We start from the raw sequence: 18329 nt of genomic DNA, 5'->3' as shown, positions 1-18329 counted from the left end.
CACATAGCTACACGCTAAAAAGCATATAATCCAAAGAAACTGCCAAGACCGAGCCCGCGAGGAATAAAATGGAATTGAAGCGCCCCAAAATGAGTAATCCGGTGCACTTTTTGGCCTTTGGCTTTGGCTCCGGGCTGGCGCCGATTGCGCCTGGCACTTTTGGCACGGTGGCGGCGATGCCCATTTGGTGGCTGTGTGCCCAGCTACCACTGTGGGGGTATTTGGCGGTAACCGCCGCAGTGATTGCAGTGGGGCCTTACCTGTGCGGTAAGACCTCGGATGATATGCATGTGCATGATCACCCAGGCATTGTATGGGATGAGATTGCCGGCCTGTTAATTACCATGATAGCGGTGCCGATCACGCTTTGGGGAGCGCTGGCCGGGTTTGTCGCGTTCCGAGTCTTCGACATTATCAAGCCTTGGCCTATTGGCTGGTTGGATCGACGGGTGGCGGGAGGTCTGGGCATCATGGTGGATGACCTGCTGGCCGGGGTGTATGCCGCCGTGGTAGTACAGCTGTTGATTTGGCAATTGCCCACCCTGTTTACCTGATATCGTTTTGTCACTACCGTTGGCACTAAAAGGATAGCGCTGCTGATGGTTAGCTTTTAGCCTGAAGGAAGCTTTAATAGTAAAGGATTGACGATGTTAGACACGGATCCGCGATCGCGACGGGTGGTGGTTCCCGGGGTGCGCTGGTTGCGTTTCCCTCGACGCTTGGAAGGCGAATACCGCAACTACCAGAGCCAGCAGGCGGTAGAGGCCTTCCGGGTGAACGCCTTTTATATCCTACTGCTCTATATGTTGCTGATTACCGGCATTTACGCGCTGGCGCCGGAGCAGATTCGTGGTTGGTGGTTGTCCGCCTATATCTGGGAGGGGCCCATTGTGTTGGTGGCGGGCCTCCTTGCGCAGATTCGCGTATTGGATCGTTACTTCCCTTATTATGCCGGTGTCGGCTGTTTTCTTGCTGTGGCGCTGGCTGTGGCAATTCCTGGTTTTATGAGCGACCCTCGTGCGATTCTGTTGGCTCATGTGTCGATCATTTATGCCCTCGTTATTATTTATGCCATGGTTGGGTTGCGTTTTACCGTGGCGATGATCGCGGGTTGGACCGGTGGCCTAGTGGGCGTGTTGATCGCTGAAGGGTTAGGGCAGGGGTTGGACTGGCAGGTTCTACACGGCACTTATACTGGGATCAGCTTGGTGGGCATGTTCTTGTGCTATTCTGCGGAAGTCCGCGATAGGTTGCTCTTTTTTAACCAACGCCAGCTTCGTCGTCAGCAACGGCACAGCCAGGCGCTGGCAGAACGCCTGCATCGCTTGAGCAGGGAAGACAGCCTTACCGGGCTGGCTAACCGACGGTTTTTTGATGAGGCGTTTGATCGCGAATGGCGGCGTTGCAAGCGCAGCCAGCAACCGCTAACGGTAATGCTGGTGGATGTAGACCGCTTTAAGGCCTACAACGATGGCTACGGACACCTGCAAGGGGATTCGTGTCTGCAAAAACTGGCGGCGGAATTGCATCGCTACAGTCGGCGAGCCGGTGATTTGGTGGCCCGTTTCGGAGGCGAAGAGTTCGCATTATTGTACCCGGAGACGGATGAGTTGGAGGCGCAGCAGCTGGCCTCCCGGTTATGTCGGTCAGTACGCTCGCTGGCGATCCCTCACGCTGATAGCCCGGAGATGAACGAGGTAACGGTCAGCGTAGGGGTTGCAACGATGATTCCGAATCAGCGTCATAGTGCTGGCGATCTGTTGGAAGCTGCGGATCAAGCCTTGTATCTAGTTAAACAGGGTGGCCGTGATAATTGGCGCCTCTATGAAGCACCGCCGGCCGCGGGGCAGCTCTAGCTACGGAGCGCCAAAGCGGCGAAGGGAGCGATAATCTCCCCCCGTTCGAGCTTTTCTTTGCTGTTGATTATTAACGCTGGTGGGCTTCTCGTAGCCTTTGCTGCCGGTTTAGCCTTTCACGGATTTGGCGTTCAATACCGGCGGCATCCAGTCCTGCTTGGGCGAGTAATACATCCCGTTTACCGTGATGGATGAAATGATCGGGCAGGGCAAGGTTTAGCACATCCAGTACGACCGCTTCTTCATGCAGCAGCTCATTTACGGCAGAACCGGCGCCTCCCATTTGTTGGTGATCTTCTACGGTGACTAACAGTGTGTGCTGTGCGGCGGCGCGGAGGATGGCGTCACGGTCAAGAGGTTTCACCCAGCGCATGTCTATCACGGTGGCGTTGAGGGGGATAGCCGCTTCTAGTGCTGCAGGAACCATGGCGCCAAAAGCCAGGATGGCCACCTGCAGACCCTCGCGTAGAGTGCGAGATTGGCCGATAGGTAGGGCCGTCATGGTCTGTTCTATGGTGGCGCCGGGGCCAGTGCCGCGGGGGTAGCGCACTGCTGCTGGCCCTTCGTGCTGGTAGGCGGAGTATAACAGTTGGCGGCACTCATTCTCATCGGAAGGGGCTGCAATGATCATGTTCGGTACAGTGCGCAAATAAGCCAGATCAAATACGCCGCCATGGGTGGCACCGTCTTCGCCCACCAGCCCGGCCCGGTCTAGGCCAAAGGTCACATCTAGCTCCTGCAAAGCCACATCGTGAATCAGTTGGTCATAACCGCGCTGCAGGAAAGTGGAGTAGATTGCCACCACTGGTTTTTGATTCTCGCAGGCCAGGCCTCCCGCCAAGGTTACAGCGTGTTGTTCACAGATGGCTACATCATGATAGCGGCCCGGGAAACGGCGGCTGAATTCCACCATGCCAGAGCCTTCGCACATGGCCGGGGTGATGCCCACTAGTCTTGGGTCTTGCTCCGCCATGTCACAAAGCCATTGCCCAAAGATATCCTGATACTTGGGTAGCTTTTGTTTTGCCGCAGAAGGTTTGCTTGGGACCGCGACCTGAACCTTTGGCTTGGGCTCGATCTTGTTGATGGCATGGTAGCCTACCGGGTCGGCTTCCGCTGGTGCAAAACCTTTGCCTTTTGTGGTGTACACGTGCAGCAGCTGTGGGCCTTCTAGGTCGCGCAAATTCCTCAGGGTACTGACCAGTTCGTTCACATTGTGGCCATCAATAGGGCCAATGTAATTGAAGCCGATCGCCTCGAACAGCATGTCGGGGCTGACCATGTTCTTCATGCTTTCTTCTGTACGACGAATAAAGTCCCAAGCTGCCGGCATAGTTGACAGTACCTTTTTGCCGCCTTCACGTAGGGCGATGTAGCTCTTGCTGGCCCAGATGCGGGCAAAATAATTGGATAGCCCGCCTACGTTGTGGGAAATCGACATGTTGTTGTCGTTGAGGATGACCAGCAAATTGGAGCGAGTGTGCGCCGCGTGGCTCATGGCTTCAAAGGCTTGCCCTGCTGTCATGGCGCCGTCACCGATAATGGCGACTGCCCGGCGGTCGCTGCCGGCCATTTCTGCTCCCAGCGCCATACCCAGTGCGGCACTGATAGAGGTTGATGAGTGGCCGACCCCGAAGGTGTCGTATTCGGATTCGCTTCGTTTGGGAAAACCGGACAGGCCGCCGGCTTGACGAATGCTGGTCAGTGATTCGCGGCGCCCAGTAAGGATCTTGTGCGGGTAGCACTGGTGGCCCACATCCCAGACCAACTTGTCGTCGGGGGTGTGATACAGGTAATGCAGGGCGACGGTGAGCTCCACCACCCCAAGCCCTGCGCCGAAATGCCCGCCACACTGGCCCACTGCGTAGAGCAGATATTCACGTAACTCATCGACCACGCGTTCTAGTTGTGGCGTTGGTAGCTTCCGCAGATCCGCAGGGCTGGCCAGTGTGTCCAGCAGAGGGGTGTTAGGTCGCGTCAGCGGAATTTGAGTAAACGTCTTGGGCATAGGGTCATGCAGCCTGATGAGTGCAAGGCAGAGTAATGAGTCAGCGAAACGCTGTATAACAAAAGCGTCCAGGGTCTCGCTCGAACCGCTAGTATAACTGTCTGGAGGGGTAGGCGTCAGTGTTGATCAATGATTCCGGGTAATGATGTACTGGGCGAGTTGCTGTAAAGGAAGTGCCCGCGGCCCATAGCCGGCCAAGGTTTGTTGTGCTTGATCGCAGAGTTGGCGAGCACGTTGCTGACTTTGCTCCAGACCGAGAAGGGATGGGAAGGTGCTTTTTTGCAGCTTTTCATCAGAACCTGAGGGCTTGCCAAGTTGCTCGGTAGCGGCGGTGACGTCGAGGATATCGTCCTGTATCTGAAAGGCCAGGCCAATGGCGTCGCCAAATTCGGTTAGATTGGCTAGTAGCGAAGGGTCGTCTTTTTCTGCGACAAAATAACCTAGTTGTAAGCTGGCGGTGATTAGCCGGCCAGTTTTCAGGTAATGCATTTCTTCCAACGCGGCCACGGTTTGCTGTTGCCCTTGGGCGAGCATATCTTGCATTTGCCCAGCGGCCATTCCATCTACCCCGGCAGCTTGGCAAAGGTGTTGAATCAAGCTGATGCGGCTGCCATCGCGGTAGTCGCCATGACAGGCGAGCAGTTCAAACGCGCGGGTATGCAGGGTGTCACCGGCAAGAATGGCGGTCGCTTCGTCAAAGGCTTTGTGGCAGGTAGGTTGGCCCCGGCGAAGGTCATCGTCGTCCATGGCGGGAAGGTCGTCGTGAACCAGGGAGTAGGCGTGAATGAGTTCTACTGCCACCGCGGGGACATCTGCTTTGGCTAGGGGAGCCCCGGCAAGCTGGGCGGCGCCGTATACTAGTAACGGGCGGATACGTTTGCCGCCGCTGAGTGCTGCATAGCGCATGGCATGGCTGAGCCGTGAGGCGGCACTATGGGCCGGCAAGTAATGGTCCAGCGCCTGCTCCAGACGAGCCTTGGCGGTATCCGTGAGTTGGTTCAGGGCGGCGAATTCGCGTGTTGCCTTACTGCTCATTGTCACCACCGATAAAGGGCTCAGGGTCTGCCTCGGTGTTCTGTTCCAGCAGGATGCGTACTTTTTGTTCCGCTTGTTGCAGGGCTTGTTGGCATTCCCGGGACAGGCGAACACCTTCCTCGAAGGCTTTCAGGGAATCTTCCAGGGTTAGTTCACCAGACTCCATTTTTTCCACCAGAACTTCTAGGTTGTCTAGCGAGGTCTCCAGCGCGGGGGGTGCGTTTTTTGCCATGAGCGTCTCCTCGGATCCGCCACTAGGACCCCGTTTTTGCTGTGTCTGCCCCTGCCGCGGGGTATGTTGGCGGCAACAGTAATGCAGCGGGTGTGGCGAATCAATTACAGGTTGCAGGCTGCTAAAGTGGCCGTGCACAGTCCAGAATAACGGTTCAACGAGATTGCTGTATTCTAAGTGATTGATATCATGAGGGTAAGCCCAGGAAAGGAAAGAGAGGGCGAGTTCATTTAAAGGGTTCTAAACAGTGGGGTAGGCTGAACGTGCCGGCGGCTTATGGCGAAGGGCTATGCTGGCGCTCGCAGGCTGTTTCTTTTTCCTCATTTTCTACTGATGGAACGTGCATTATGCCGCACGTAACAGGTTGCAGCATAAGTGCGGAAACTTTCCAGCTGAAAACCAGCAGTCCACGTCCAAGGGCTGGGTGCGGCCTGCTGGTGTGTTGTTCATTGCCACCTTATATCGTGTTGTTGTATGCAACATGATGCCGACTTGCGGCGCTTAAAAATCAAAGCGCATACCGACGGTGAGGACTTGACCATCGCTTTCTGCATGGTAGCCCGCCAGCGGGTTGAAGCTATCGGAGTTGGGCGTGTAGATGGCGTAGCCGAGCTCTTCATAGAAGTATTCAGCGAAGAACTTCAGGTTTTCTGTATGGCGGTAGTCCAGCCCAATCTGGGCAGAATCGCCTTGGAAAAATGCATCGCCTTCGTCGGTTTCTTCACCATGGGCGACCATAGCGCGTAGGGTGTATTTGGCCCAGCTGTAGGAGCCCATCAGGTTGTAGGTTAGCGGGTCGTCATCTTGGACCGTGTTGTTATTGGTTAGCAGTTGTTCCACTTTGGCGGCGAAACGCCAGTTGCCGGGGGCCCAAGCGGCGGAGATGCCAGCCTGGTCGGCATGCTTGGCGGAATCCTGTTCACTATCCTGATAACCAATACCGAATGCCAAATCATCGTTGACCGCGTAAGAGAGGGCATATTGTATGGTGTCTAGATAGCTGGTGCCTTGCTCGTCGGTTAGGTCGACTCCGGAAATGGTGGCGGTGAGGCCGCCCATGCTGGGGGTGGTGTAGGTTATAGCGTCACGGCGGAAGCTGGCCTGGGTTGCGTAACCGGAGTAGAAGGAACTGAAGAAATCCAGAGGGTAAGCCACGGTGTTGTAATAGGCCAGCCATTGGGTGCCGACGCGTAGACTGCCGTAACGGTCGTTGGAGACAGTAATATCGGCAACTCGCGGCATGCTGTTATTGTCTTCTTTATAAAGTTCATGGAAAAAAGTCGGATCTTCCGCTCGCAGCCGTGCGGAGTTAATGGGGAACTCTACCGTCGCAGAAATATCGAAGTGTTCGAAATCATTGTAGTTGGCGGTGACACCCAATCGAGAATACGCATCCCTTAGCCCGGTATAAGAGTCGTCTTCACCGGGCTGCGCCTGATCCACAAATACGGCCTCTGTTTGAATACGCAGAGAGCCGTACGGGGTGACTTCCAGTTCAGCATGGGCGGGCAGGGCGGTAAGTCCCGCCAGCAATGTTGTTGATAGTGGCAAAATGCGTTGCTGTTTCATCGGTTTCTCCCTCGACGGTTGATCTGAAAAAAGCGCAGCCTAGCGAGTGACGAGGCGCCTAGCCTGTAAATTGCAGGGCCGGCGGATATTGCGCCTCGTTTTTGTGTTGGCGGTTTGCCATGCGCGAGGCGCCATAACGAGGGGGAATACGCAGGCCGAACACAGCGCAAGCGTGGGGTGTGGGGGGTATCAGGTGCCAAGGTTACGCGAAGATGTACCCTCTTGCGTCTTCCCGATAAGGCATTGGCAGCGCTAACCATGCAGAAGGCAACATGGAAATAGTGTGTCGATGGCGCCCGCGAATGATGCTTGGTTCATTGCGTTCCCTCACGTTGCTAAGGGGGGCTGCCGCCAGCTTTGCTGGCTTGTAATTGCCCCCGCGTAGCGTCCATTTTGGTACAAATTGTTATTTACCGTGGCAAAGGAGTCACGGCATTGCAAGGGAAACCGGGGGTTTTGTGTTGTGCCTCATTGTGTAGGGAGCCGTGTGCTGAAGGTTTTCCCGTTCAGATTTATTCGTATTCGGTGGCGCGGCAGTAGCCTAGAATGCGCGCCATGAAATTGATTCTGGCTCCGATGGAAGGCCTGGCGGATTTTTGGGTGCGCCAGGCGCTGACCGATGTGGGCGACTATGACTGGTGTGTTAGTGAGTTTGTTCGCGTTAGCGGGCTACTGCTGCCGCCCAAAGTATTTTACCGCTGGTGCCCGGAGCTAAAACTCGGTGCGCGTACCCGGGCGGGCACCCTTGTGCACCTTCAGTTGCTCGGTTCCGACCCGGCCTGCATGGCGGATAATGCGGAGCGAGCAGTAGAGCTGGGCGCACCCGCCATTGATCTGAACTTCGGCTGTCCGGCAAAAACGGTGAATCGACATCGTGGTGGTGCGGTGCTGCTTGATGAGCCGGACGTGGTGCATGCGGTGACGGCGGCAGTGCGCCAGGCGGTCCCGTCCCAGGTGCCGGTGTCAGTAAAGATGCGTCTGGGTAATGAAGATGACGCTCGTGCCTTGGATAATGCCAGGGCCGTGGTGGACGCTGGGGCGGCTTGGCTGACGGTGCATGGGCGCACCAAACGTCAAGGGTATAAGCCGCCGGCGTTTTGGGACCGTATCGGCCACATTCGTGAGGTAGTGTCGATTCCGGTAATTGCCAATGGCGAAATTTGGACACCGGACGACGCTGGCCGAGCCCAGCGGGAAAGTGGTTGTGAGGATCTTATGTTGGGTCGAGGGGCGGTGGCCAATCCATTGCTAGTTTCGTTGTTGCGGTTCGGCGGCGAAACCAATTGGGATGCGATCTTGCCTATATTGCAACAATTCTGGATGGACGTGGCTGATACCGGCACTGATGCCCAGTTAGCTGGGCGGATCAAGCAGTGGCTAAGCTACCTGCGCCGCCGTTGGCCGCAGGCGGCGCAATTGCTGGAACAGGTGAAACGAGAAACGAGCCCGGGGGTTATTGGTCGATTGTTGGCGGATTTTGAGCCGCAGTAACCGTTAGCGTAAAAAATTGAAAAGGGAGGCACGACGTCGCCCCCCCCCCTATGGCGATCCGCCAGCGGGTGAAATGATTGTGCAAATTATCTAACCCCCAGGGTAATGACCTCATATCCAGCGTGAGTTCACCGAATAATTACTCAAGTGTGCCGGTATCACGGTATGCGCCTTGGCCGCATTGGCGGTTTCGTCCATGAAACTCTGTTGATAATGCTCGCTTTGCTTGCCCCGGTTGATACTGGCGGGTATGGCAAAGTCTGCCTGATAGCGCTTCAACGCCCCCGGGGGAGGTGTGTCCGAACGCTCTGAATTAGCCCCGATCCGTTGGGTGTGGTTATCAGCACACCGTAGCTTTTCTGTTCTTCCCATGCGTTTATCCGTGCCGTATAGGAAAAATTTCCGGTTATGAAATGGCTCCATTACCTGTCACCACGGCCACATTCAAGGCGTGGTCGAAAGGCCACTGCAGCACTAGGTGGGCGCCCTGTGATGCCATGCATGCCAGTGCCTGATCTATTCGGGTAAAACCCACTGCTGAGCAGGCCTGTATTTTCAGTGTAAGGCTAGGCATTTGTGGCATTCGCTTGCGTCGGCCAGCAGGGGGTATGGCTTCGACTAAAGTCATACTGTGTCGCTAGCGTCCTTTGGTTAGTCTTGGTGTTGAGCCTATCCCTTGTTTGCCAGCTGAAGGGTGGTGGCCTGATTTCCTGATGACGCAGAGGGACGAGTAATGAAAGAAGAAAACGCCCGCGCCTACTGGGCCGCTAACCTGCGATTGATCTTGATCTACATTGCTATTTGGTTTGCCGTCTCTTATGGCTGCGGCATATTGCTAGTGGATGAACTCAATCAAATTCAATTTTTCGGTTTCAAACTGGGCTTCTGGTTTGCACAGCAGGGGTCTATCTATGTGTTCTTGGTGCTGATCATTAAGTACGCGCACTCCATGAATAAGCTGGACCGCAAGTTTGACGTCCACGAAGACTAACCGCTGAAACAGTAGATAAAGAGAGACATCCTATGGATATTCAGACACTCACTTATCTCTTTGTAGGCGGTTCGTTTGCTCTCTACATCGGGATTGCGATCTGGTCACGTGCCGGTTCGACGAAAGATTTTTATGTGGCCGGTGGTGGGGTTTCCCCTATCGCTAACGGGGCTGCCACTGCGGCTGATTGGATGTCAGCGGCATCGTTTATTTCCATGGCCGGGATTATTGCTTACTCAGGCTACGATGCGTCGGTGTACCTAATGGGGTGGACCGGAGGCTATGTTCTGCTGGCCATGCTGTTGGCGCCTTATCTGCGCAAGTTCGGCAAATTTACCGTGCCTGACTTTATCGGTGATCGTTACTACTCCAGCGTGGCAAGAACGGTGGCGGTGGTTTGTGTAATCTTCGTCTCGTTTACCTATGTGGCCGGACAGATGCGCGGTACCGGTATTGTGTTTGCCCGCTTTCTGGAGGTGAATGTGAATACCGGTGTGGTTATCGGTATGGCGATTGTTTTCTTCTACGCGGTGCTTGGTGGTATGAAGGGGATCACCTACACCCAGGTGGCGCAGTATTGTGTGCTGATTTTTGCGTTCTTGGTGCCGGCGGTTTTTCTTTCCATCATGATGACCGGTCACGTTCTTCCGCAAACCGGGTTTGGAGCCACGGTGCTGGATGCGGCGGGGGGTGACAGTGGTGTTTATCTGTTGCACAAGCTAGATCAGGTAGTAACGGACCTTGGCTTCACCGAATATACAGAAGGCTCCAAGTCTACTATTGATGTGTTCTTTATTACTGCTGCATTGATGTGTGGTACTGCGGGTTTGCCCCATGTGATCGTGCGTTTTTTCACAGTGCCACGGGTAAAAGATGCGCGGATTAGTGCCGGCTGGGCGCTGTTCTTCATTGCCTTGCTGTACACCTCCGCCCCGGCTGTTGGTGCTTTCGCACGGCTCAATCTGATCGATACAGTGAATGAAACCCAATACTCCGAGCTGCCAGAGTGGTTCTATAACTGGGAAAATTCCGGGCTGATTGGCTGGGTGGATAAGAACGACGATGGTGCCGTGCAGATGCGGGCCGGCTCGCCTTTTGAGGGCAAGCCCACCTATGCGGGAAGCCGCGAAGAAACAAAGGGTAGCTACGGCGAGCGGGTACTGACCAATGTGCCTACCAATAATACGTCGGAAGTGTATATCGACCGCGATATTATCGTGCTGGCCAATCCTGAAATTGGTAACTTGCCGGGCTGGGTGATTGCTCTAGTAGCGGCCGGTGGCGTAGCGGCTGCACTGTCCACGGCAGCGGGGTTGTTGTTGGTGATTTCCAGTGCCATCTCCCATGATTTATTGAAGAAAACCCTGATGCCTGACATTAACGAGAAGCAGGAGTTGATGGCAGCCCGTGGGGCGGCAGTGGTGGCCATTGTGATCGCTGGTTACTTCGGGATTAATCCACCAGGTTTTGTGGCGCAAGTGGTGGCGTTTGCTTTCGGTCTTGCCGCGGCTAGTTTCTTCCCGGTAATCCTCATGGGTATTTTCTACAAGCGCATGAATAAGGAGGGCGCCATTGCTGGCATGTTGGTCGGGTTGATCTTCACTTTTAGCTACATTGTGTTCTTCAAGTTCGTCTCGCCGGAGCTGAACACTGCAGAACACTGGTGGTTAGGTGTGTCACCGGAAGGCATCGGGACTTTGGGTATGGTGCTTAACTTTGTAGTGGCTTTCTCGGTCTCCAGAGTAACGGCGCCTCCGCCGGAGCATATCCAGCATATTGTGGAAGATATTCGTATTCCACGAGGTGCCGGTGAAGCGTCTGCACACTGATGAGACGTAAATAAAAAGCCGGTGCGGGTGATAATTCCGTACCGGCTTTTTGCGTTTTGAGGGCGGCCGAGAGCTGGCCAGAAAGGCAATAAAGAAAAACGGCAGGAGTGGCCTGATGATTGAACAGGAACTGAATCAGCATCCGTTCAGCTTGCTGAGTGAAGCAGGACGCCGCCGTTTGCAGGAAGGAACCGATCTGGCCTATTTTCAGCCGGAGGATATTATTCTTGACGCGGCCAGTACTAGTGATTCTGTGTTTGTGGTGCACAAGGGGTGTGTGGCAGAACTAGACGTGAATGCGCCGGACAACCGTCGTCAGGTGAATATTTATGCCGCCGGTGATTTGTTCGGAGCGATCAGCGTATTGAACGGACAAAGCCGTTATCGTTTTTTGGCCGAGCAGCAAACGCTGTGTCATCTGATTCCCGCTAGGCTATTCCGCGAGCTGTGCGAAAGCGAGCCCGATTTTGGTCATTATTTTAGTCAGTGTCTGGCGGAGAAAAATCAGCGCTTGGCAGAGCGCCGTGAAGGAGGCGTTACTCTGGCGGGCTTTATGCTGGCGCGGGTGGACGAATGCATGCGAGCGCCCTTGATTATGCCGGAGCGCGCCACTGTGCGTGATGCGGTAGCCGCTTTGAAGCAGCACGGCGTGGATAGTGTGTTGATTGCTCACCGGCAGCATTACGCGATTGTTACCAAGACGGATTTATTAAGCGCTTTGGTGATGCAGGAACAATCGTCGGATACGCCGTTGGTTCAGGTGGCGGAAACCGAACTGGTTACTGTTGCCCCCGCAGATTACTTGTTCGCGGCCCTGACCCTGATGACCCGCCACAAGGTGGCGCGGGTGGTGGTGATGGAGAGCAATAATGCGGTGGGGGTGGTGGAACTTACCGATGTGCTCAGTTTCTTTTCTAGCCGTTCATATGTGGTGGGGCTGGAAATTGAAAGGGCCGGTACCCTTGAGGCATTGCAGCTAGCCAGTGCCCGCTTGCCGGATCTTGTAAACGCCCTTATGGCTCAGGGTGTAAAAATGCGCTTTGTGATGGATTTGCTGGCCTCACTCAATGGCCGCTTGATGAGTAAGGCTTATGAAATGGTAGTGCCTGCAGAACATCAGCGTGCCAGTCTGATAGTGATGGGGAGCGAAGGGCGCGGTGAACAGATACTGAAAACTGATCAGGATAACGGCCTGATTATTGGCGATCATCAACAGTGGCCAGGCTGTGATCAAGATATGCAGCGCTTTACTCGCACGTTGCTGTCTCTTGGTTATCCCCCTTGCCCAGGTAATGTCATGGTTTCTAACCCGGAGTGGATCGGGACGGTGTCACGCTGGCAGCGGCGTATCCATGATTGGGCGGAGGATCCCGGGGGAAAAGGGCTGTTGAATCTGACCATTCTCACTGATACCCATACCGTGGCTGGAGATTCAGGGCTGATGGAGACAGTACGCAGCACCTTGTTTTCCCGATGCAGTGACGATCAGTTATTGATGGCCCATTTTGCCCGTCCGGCCTTGCAATTTTCTACGCCGTTGAATTTATTCGGCTCGCTCAAGAAACCCCAGCATGGTATCGATATTAAGAAGGGAGCCCTGTTCCCATTGATCCACGGCGTGCGAGCCATGGCCTTGCAGTGCCGTATTCAGGAAACCTCCACGTTGGCACGGCTGAAAAAGCTGGTGGCCGCCGGGGCTATGGAACGGGCCTTTGCGGAGGACTTGGGTGAAGCGATGGAATTCTTTAGCGAGCTGCGGCTGTCTCAACAGCTGGCCAAATTGCGAGGCGAGAATACCCAGGTAGAAGATAATCATATCGTGGTGCAGCATCTGTCTTCTTTGGAGCGTGATGTGCTGCGCGATGCCCTGCATCTGGTCAGCGATTTCAAGCAGCGCCTGTCGCGTCGTTTTCATCTGGAATACTGACGATGCCTGGGGACAGGAGGGGAGCTATGCTGCAGTGGCAGACGTTTAAATGGCGTCGAATTTATGATCGATATTGCCATGGGCGCGGACCTTATGGGCATCTTTTCAGACCCTATAGCGGTGATCAGGTGGTGGCCATCGATTGCGAAACCACCGGGCTGGATAGTCGTACTGCCGAGCTGGTGTCTATTGCTGCGGTGGTGATAAAAGAAGGGCGGGTGCTGAGCAGCCAGAGCCTGAATGTGAAGTTGGCGGCTCCAGATAGCCTTAGAGAAGACAGCATTTGCATTCATCGGCTGAGGCCAGTGGACTTGGAGGGTGGGGCGAGTATCCGTGAAGCGCTAGAGGCGCTGCTGGCGTTGATTGATAACCGGCCTTTGGTGGGCTGGTGTGTGGCGTTTGATGTGGCCATGATCAACCGCTATCTGAGACCGTTAATGGGCTTTGATTTGCCTAATGATACCCTTGAACTGTCTGCGCTATACCAGCGAAAAATGCGTTACTGGCAGCCCGATATAACACCGGATTTGCGCTTTGATGCCATGGCTTCGGCCTTACAAGTGCCGGTAATTGAGCGCCATACTGCCCGCGGAGACGCGGTGACTAGTGCATTGATGTACCTGCAGTTGCAGAAATCCACACTTGGCTGAGCCGGTGTTTGCTTGGTAGGGAGAAAATAAACGTGCTGATGTTTTATGCTGAAAAAACGGCTCTGATTGCGGGCCTTTGTTTTGTTGCGTATGCCTACCTGCGTTACTGGCGGCGCACTGGTGATGGCCAAGGTTTGGTGATGTTCTGGCGCCGGGCGATGGCGTTGAATACGGTGGAATTTAAACTCCAGCGAGGGGGAGTTGCCCTGTTGTTGGCCGCGGTGGCGCTACGTTTTACTCAGGCCCTACTATAAGCTCAAAGGGCAACGTCACAGGTGGCTGCGTATTAAACGTCGCCAAGCGTGGCATGTTACGGCCATGAATGGGGAGAGGCGGTGTTTTCACTGTGGCAATTAGGTGCGCTGGCATTGGCCTATGTATTGGTGTTGTTCGTTATCGCCTGGTGGGGCGATCGAGCCGCCAGGAAGGGACGAAAAACATTTCATAATGCCTGGGTGTACAGTCTTGGACTGGGCGTTTATTGCACCTCGTGGACGTTCTACGGTGCCGTTGGCGAAGCGGCTCAGAGTGGCTGGAACTATTTGCCGATTTATCTAGGGCCTATTATCACCGTGCTGCTGGGTGGCTCATTGATTTACAAAATGGTATCGGTGGCTCAGCAGCAGAACATTACCTCCATTGCCGACTTCCTGGCCGCCCGTTATGGGAAGTCTCGACGCCTTGCTGTATTGGTCACGCTAGTGGCTATTGTCGGAGTGTTGCCCTATATCGCCTTGCAGCTAAAAGCGGTGACCCTGTCATTTGATTATGTGTTGAAAGACTCAGCCCCCGGCCAGCTGGACACGGCATTGGTGGTGGCAGCTTTGATGGCTATTTTCACTCTGCTGTTTGGTACCCGGCATATTGATACCACCGAGCATCAGTCCGGACTGATGCTGGCGGTAAGTTTTGAATCCTTTATCAAGCTGGTGGCGTTTGTTTCTCTTGGGCTGTATTGCGTGTATGCGATTTTTGATGGGCCTGCAGATATGTGGCAGCAACTCAGCGAGCGTACCGATGTGATGCAGGGGTTTGAACCGACGCTGTTCTCACAAAGTTTCGTCACCGCCTTGCTGCTGTCTATGGTGGCGATTTTGTGCCTACCTAGGCAGTTCCATGCCGGCGTGGTGGAAAATAATGATATACGCGATTTGCGTACCACGCGTTGGTTGTTCCCCTTGTATCTGGCGCTGTTTGCCCTCTTTGTATTGCCGATTGTTATTGCCGGGGTGATTACTCAGCCTTACTTGATCGGTCATGCGGATACCTACATGTTATCGCTGCCAATGGCCCAGGGCAGCCATGCCATGTTGGTGTTGTCATTCATTGGCGGTATCGCGGCGGCCACTGGCATGGTGATCGTTTCCACCATGGCACTGGCGATCATGCTAACCAATGAAGTGTTGTTGCCCATGTGGCTGCAATCGCGCCTCAATGAAAAAGACCCGCTCCCTGATCTTGGCACTCAGCTACGTTTTCTGCGCCGGGCCAGCATTCTTGTTTTGCTGGGGTTAGCGTTTGCCTTCCATACACTCATCGATCGCTTCGATGGCCTTGCCAGTATCGGGTTGTTATCGTTTGCTGCGGTGGCGCAATTTGCGCCGGCGTTAATTGGCGCATTGTATTGGCGTAACGGTCATAAAAAGGGTGCCTTCGTCGGCTTGGCGATTGGGTTTGTGGTTTGGTTTTACTGCCTGCTGATGCCGGTCATCTTGCCGCTGGAGTGGATGGCGGTGCTTAGTGAGCAGGGTCTCTTGGGTCTTGGGTTGTTGCGGCCTCACGCTCTGTTCGGTATCGAAGGGTTGGAGCCGTTGACCCATGGCGTCTTTTGGTCGGTATCGATTAATCTGGCCGCGTTTGTCTATTATTCTCGTCGGGCAAACCAGGATGCGTTGGATGAGACCCAGGCGGCTCGGTTTGTGGATATGCCCACAGACTGGTGGCGCGAAGGCATGGGGCATCCTTCTATCACTACCATTGAATTACTAGAAGTATGCAAGCGAGGGTTAGGTCACCCTCGGGCGGAGCCGTTGTTTTTTGATTACATGCGCCGACGGGGCATATCTGAGGAACTGGAATTGCCAGCACCACTGCACTTAGTGCGTTATGTGGAGCGATTGCTGGCAGGCACCATGGGGGCATCCACTGCCCGTATCGTGATGAGCTCGTTGCTGCGCAAGCAGAACGGCCGACACGATGATGTGGTGCGAATGATGGATGAGGCATCAGAGCTGATTCAGTTTAACCATCAGCTATTGCGTACCACCATTGAGACTATCGCCCAAGGTATTTGCGTGGTCGACCGGGAAATGCAGATCGTGGCCTGGAATCAGGCCTACGTGAAGCTGTTCGATTACCCGGATGGGTTGATTGGTTTGGGGCGCCCAATCGCAGATGTGTACCGTTATAACGCAGAGCGAGGCTATTACGATGGAACGAACCTGGAAGAAAATGTCACTCGGCGAGTGCAATTATTGCGCGAAGGTTATGCCCACCAATTTGAGCGGGAACTGCCCAATGGGATCGTAGTGGAGGTGCGCGGAACGCCTATGGTTGGGGGCGGATTTGTCAGTACCTATATGGATATCACTGAACGCAAAAACGATGAAAAAGCATTGCGCCAGATAAATGAGAATCTGGAACAGATGGTGTCCGAGCGCACCCGTAAGCTATCGGAATTGAATGCTAAGCTAGCCCAGGTTAATGAAGGAAAAACCCTGTTTCTGGCAGCAGCGGGCCATGACTTAATGCAGCCATTAAATGCGGCGCAACTGTTTGCTTCCTCACTGCGTCAGCAGTTACGCAGTCAAGCTGATGGCCAATTTGATCACGAAGTGCAGGTGCTCGGGCACATTGATAGTTCATTGCAGGCCGCCGAACAAATTATTTCTGCATTGCTGGAAATCAGTAAGCTGGATACTGGAACCATGACTACGCATATCCACCCTTTGCGGCTGTCTACACTGATGATTCCACTGGGGCAAGAATTTACGGCTTTGGCTCAGGCGCAAGGATTGCAATTGCGGTGTGTGCCCAGCAGCGCCGTGGCGGACAGTGATGAAGTGCTGTTGCGGCGGGTGCTACAGAATCTGTTGTCCAATGCGGTTCGCTATACGGAGTCTGGCCGTATTTTGTTTGGCGCACGTAGGTTTCACAGTGCAGTGCGAATTGATGTGTGGGACACCGGGCCAGGCATTCCTTATGATCAACACGAGCAGATTTTTCGGGAATTCCAGCGCTTGCCCCAGCTCAATAATCGTCAGCCAAAAGGGCTGGGTCTGGGCCTAGCCATTGCCGACCGGGTTTGTCGTCTACTCGGGCATACTTTGACGGTGCGATCCTGGCCCGATCGAGGTACGGTTTTCAGCGTAACGTTGCCGTTATCGAAAGCAGGTGTGCCACCACTGCTACAGGATGAGCCCTTGCATGAACGCCGAAATATCCAGGGCGTGCGTGTGTTCTGCGTAGATAATGATGCGGCGCTGCTAGCCAGTCTGGTGGCGGCACTGCAAAGCCTTGGCTGTGAGGTGGTGGCAGCTCGTGGCTTGCAGGAGGCAGAGCAAAAGGCAGCGAAAAGCTGGGTGCCGGATGTGATACTGGTGGACTTTCAGCTGGACCACGAAGATGGTTTTGAGGTGATCGAGGCTCTCGATCATTGCTGGGAAGATGTTGTCCCGGCGATATTAATGACCGCCGACCGTCGCCAAGATGTGCGTGCCAGAGCAGAAGAGCAAGGGGTGGGGTTTCTACAAAAACCGATTTCAGAAGCGATACTGCGGCGGGCATTGGAAGGGATTCTGTGAGCTACGCGAACTACGCTCGATTCGGTGAAGAAAAGTTTCCAAAGCCTAGGCCAGTCTATGTCGTTGCTGCAGGAGCAGTGTTTTGGGGGCGAATCGGGCGTACGAGCTGACGGTGAGCGACGCAAATAATTTTCTTCTAGAACCCACGTGAGACAACCCCTCCCCCCTTTTTTCTTGTGTCAACGGTGGTGAGCTGTGTTTGATTTTATCTTGCACCTGGTCGTTAGTGACTGCGCCTCTAGCATGCACATCTCTGCAACGTTTACCCGTTAGTTCAGCCCGGGCGGTTCAATGGCTAGATCTTTCAATGCGAGCACTGCCTGGGTGCGATTACGAACGCCCAGCTTGCGAAAAATAGCGGTCATGTGTGCTTTTACCGTGGCTTCTGACACATCCAGTTCGTAAGCGATAACCTTGTTTTGCATTCCTTCCATCAGCATGCCCATGACACGGAATTGTTGCGGTGTCAGGCTGGTAATCCGATCACTCATGGCTGAGTGATCAGGCAAGGTGGGAGGCATGGCCCGGCGCGCTTTTTCCGGTAACCAGCGTTCACCATCCATGATTTTGCGCATGGCCTCGGTCATGGTATCCACGGAGGCGGATTTGGGAATAAAACCGTCGGCACCAAAGTGAATAGCCCGCTGTATCACGTCCACGTCTTCGGTGGCGGAAATGACTACTAGGGGGACTTTTTTGTATTGCTCGCGCAGGTACACCAGGCCGGAAAAGCCATGGGTGCCGGGCATATGCAGATCTAGAAGTATGACGTCAAAAGGAATCCCTTGCTGGCCGAGCTCTTCCAGGGTAGCCAGCGAGTCCGCTTCGTGGATGGCGGCACCGGAAAAACTGGTGTCTACAGCCTGTTTCAAGGCCGCACGGAAGAGAGGGTGGTCATCTGCAATCAGTATGGTTGTCATGATTCTGATTTAAGCATG

The 18329-nt window shown here is 54.5% G+C and carries 16 protein-coding genes; 9 read left to right on the top strand and 7 right to left on the bottom strand.

The genetic code is table 11. The features are described from left to right. Positions 1 to 68: 68 nt before the first annotated feature. Both AS19_RS11080 and AS19_RS11075 read left to right on the top strand, forming a co-directional pair. Positions 69 to 554, top strand: coding sequence for a phosphatidylglycerophosphatase A (locus tag AS19_RS11080; RefSeq protein WP_011589446.1), 486 nt, complete (start codon positions 69 to 71; stop codon positions 552 to 554). Between the two features lie 93 nt (positions 555 to 647). Further along, positions 648 to 1856 carry a diguanylate cyclase gene (locus AS19_RS11075; RefSeq protein ID WP_011589445.1) on the top strand — a complete coding sequence of 403 codons (1209 nt, stop codon included), beginning with the start codon at positions 648 to 650 and terminating at the stop codon, positions 1854 to 1856. A gap of 70 nt (positions 1857 to 1926) precedes the next feature. Here the strand turns inward: AS19_RS11075 and dxs are convergent, their stop codons facing one another. From dxs to AS19_RS11055, 4 genes are all read right to left on the bottom strand, one after another. Then, entirely contained in the window at positions 1927 to 3864 is a 1938-nt protein-coding gene (gene dxs / locus AS19_RS11070; RefSeq protein ID WP_011589444.1) for a 1-deoxy-D-xylulose-5-phosphate synthase, read from the bottom strand. A 126-nt stretch (positions 3865 to 3990) separates the two neighbouring features. Then, positions 3991 to 4899 (bottom strand): polyprenyl synthetase family protein, encoded by a 909-nt coding sequence (locus AS19_RS11065; protein ID WP_011589443.1) that lies wholly within the window; start codon positions 4897 to 4899, stop codon positions 3991 to 3993. After that, positions 4889 to 5131: an exodeoxyribonuclease VII small subunit gene (locus AS19_RS11060; protein WP_011589442.1), complete on the bottom strand. Its 243-nt coding sequence runs from the start codon at positions 5129 to 5131 to the stop codon at positions 4889 to 4891. The genes AS19_RS11065 and AS19_RS11060 overlap by 11 nt, the downstream gene beginning before the upstream one ends. 501 nt (positions 5132 to 5632) lie before the next feature. Then, positions 5633 to 6700, bottom strand: coding sequence for a porin (locus tag AS19_RS11055; RefSeq protein WP_011589441.1), 1068 nt, complete (start codon positions 6698 to 6700; stop codon positions 5633 to 5635). Between the two features lie 546 nt (positions 6701 to 7246). Here AS19_RS11055 and AS19_RS11050 point away from each other — a divergent pair. Further along, positions 7247 to 8191, top strand: coding sequence for a tRNA-dihydrouridine synthase (locus tag AS19_RS11050; protein ID WP_173425775.1), 945 nt, complete (start codon positions 7247 to 7249; stop codon positions 8189 to 8191). A gap of 111 nt (positions 8192 to 8302) precedes the next feature. Here AS19_RS11050 and AS19_RS11045 read toward each other — a convergent pair whose 3' ends face one another. Together AS19_RS11045 and AS19_RS11040 are read right to left on the bottom strand one after the other, a co-directional pair. Next, the gene (locus tag AS19_RS11045; protein ID WP_041705049.1) at positions 8303 to 8563 is read right to left on the bottom strand and encodes a hypothetical protein; all 261 of its coding nucleotides are present in this window, start codon (positions 8561 to 8563) and stop codon (positions 8303 to 8305) included. A 34-nt stretch (positions 8564 to 8597) separates the two neighbouring features. Then, entirely contained in the window at positions 8598 to 8819 is a 222-nt protein-coding gene (locus AS19_RS11040) for a hypothetical protein (protein WP_011589438.1), read from the bottom strand. 105 nt (positions 8820 to 8924) lie between these two features. Between AS19_RS11040 and AS19_RS11035 the strand changes: the two genes are divergently transcribed. The 6 genes from AS19_RS11035 to AS19_RS11010 all read left to right on the top strand — a co-directional run bounded on the left by AS19_RS11035 (position 8925) and on the right by AS19_RS11010 (position 17391). After that, positions 8925 to 9182: a DUF4212 domain-containing protein gene (locus AS19_RS11035; protein ID WP_011589437.1), complete on the top strand. Its 258-nt coding sequence runs from the start codon at positions 8925 to 8927 to the stop codon at positions 9180 to 9182. Between the two features lie 32 nt (positions 9183 to 9214). Continuing rightward, positions 9215 to 11011 carry a sodium:solute symporter family protein gene (locus AS19_RS11030; protein WP_011589436.1) on the top strand — a complete coding sequence of 599 codons (1797 nt, stop codon included), beginning with the start codon at positions 9215 to 9217 and terminating at the stop codon, positions 11009 to 11011. A gap of 115 nt (positions 11012 to 11126) precedes the next feature. Next, positions 11127 to 12938, top strand: coding sequence for a putative nucleotidyltransferase substrate binding domain-containing protein (locus AS19_RS11025; protein WP_011589435.1), 1812 nt, complete (start codon positions 11127 to 11129; stop codon positions 12936 to 12938). A gap of 26 nt (positions 12939 to 12964) precedes the next feature. Continuing rightward, the gene (locus AS19_RS11020; protein WP_035458846.1) at positions 12965 to 13588 is read left to right on the top strand and encodes a 3'-5' exonuclease; all 624 of its coding nucleotides are present in this window, start codon (positions 12965 to 12967) and stop codon (positions 13586 to 13588) included. A 38-nt stretch (positions 13589 to 13626) separates the two neighbouring features. After that, complete coding sequence (locus AS19_RS11015; protein ID WP_035458922.1) at positions 13627 to 13842, top strand: hypothetical protein; 216 nt, start codon at positions 13627 to 13629, stop codon at positions 13840 to 13842. An 81-nt stretch (positions 13843 to 13923) separates the two neighbouring features. After that, on the top strand, positions 13924 to 17391 hold the full coding sequence (locus AS19_RS11010) for a hybrid sensor histidine kinase/response regulator (RefSeq protein WP_011589433.1): 3468 nt from the start codon (positions 13924 to 13926) through the stop codon (positions 17389 to 17391). A 269-nt stretch (positions 17392 to 17660) separates the two neighbouring features. Here AS19_RS11010 and AS19_RS11005 read toward each other — a convergent pair whose 3' ends face one another. Further along, positions 17661 to 18311: a response regulator transcription factor gene (locus tag AS19_RS11005; RefSeq protein WP_046962080.1), complete on the bottom strand. Its 651-nt coding sequence runs from the start codon at positions 18309 to 18311 to the stop codon at positions 17661 to 17663. Between the last annotated feature and the right edge of the window lie 18 nt (positions 18312 to 18329).

This window comes from Alcanivorax sp. NBRC 101098 (assembly GCF_001010505.1).
GTDB lineage: Bacteria > Pseudomonadota > Gammaproteobacteria > Pseudomonadales > Alcanivoracaceae > Alcanivorax > Alcanivorax borkumensis.
The sequence above is the reverse complement of the archived record's forward strand: the minus strand, read 5'-3'. Positions and strand labels throughout refer to the sequence as shown.

Coding starts and splice junctions, on each gene's coding strand:
- AS19_RS11080 (WP_011589446.1), top strand. CDS start 69: ATGGAATTGAAGCGCCCCAAAATGAGTAATCCGGTGCACTTTTTGGCC.
- AS19_RS11075 (WP_011589445.1), top strand. CDS start 648: ATGTTAGACACGGATCCGCGATCGCGACGGGTGGTGGTTCCCGGGGTG.
- dxs (WP_011589444.1), bottom strand. CDS start 3,864: ATGCCCAAGACGTTTACTCAAATTCCGCTGACGCGACCTAACACCCCT.
- AS19_RS11065 (WP_011589443.1), bottom strand. CDS start 4,899: ATGAGCAGTAAGGCAACACGCGAATTCGCCGCCCTGAACCAACTCACG.
- AS19_RS11060 (WP_011589442.1), bottom strand. CDS start 5,131: ATGGCAAAAAACGCACCCCCCGCGCTGGAGACCTCGCTAGACAACCTA.
- AS19_RS11055 (WP_011589441.1), bottom strand. CDS start 6,700: ATGAAACAGCAACGCATTTTGCCACTATCAACAACATTGCTGGCGGGA.
- AS19_RS11050 (WP_173425775.1), top strand. CDS start 7,247: ATGCGCGCCATGAAATTGATTCTGGCTCCGATGGAAGGCCTGGCGGAT.
- AS19_RS11045 (WP_041705049.1), bottom strand. CDS start 8,563: ATGGGAAGAACAGAAAAGCTACGGTGTGCTGATAACCACACCCAACGG.
- AS19_RS11040 (WP_011589438.1), bottom strand. CDS start 8,819: ATGACTTTAGTCGAAGCCATACCCCCTGCTGGCCGACGCAAGCGAATG.
- AS19_RS11035 (WP_011589437.1), top strand. CDS start 8,925: ATGAAAGAAGAAAACGCCCGCGCCTACTGGGCCGCTAACCTGCGATTG.
- AS19_RS11030 (WP_011589436.1), top strand. CDS start 9,215: ATGGATATTCAGACACTCACTTATCTCTTTGTAGGCGGTTCGTTTGCT.
- AS19_RS11025 (WP_011589435.1), top strand. CDS start 11,127: ATGATTGAACAGGAACTGAATCAGCATCCGTTCAGCTTGCTGAGTGAA.
- AS19_RS11020 (WP_035458846.1), top strand. CDS start 12,965: ATGCTGCAGTGGCAGACGTTTAAATGGCGTCGAATTTATGATCGATAT.
- AS19_RS11015 (WP_035458922.1), top strand. CDS start 13,627: ATGTTTTATGCTGAAAAAACGGCTCTGATTGCGGGCCTTTGTTTTGTT.
- AS19_RS11005 (WP_046962080.1), bottom strand. CDS start 18,311: ATGACAACCATACTGATTGCAGATGACCACCCTCTCTTCCGTGCGGCC.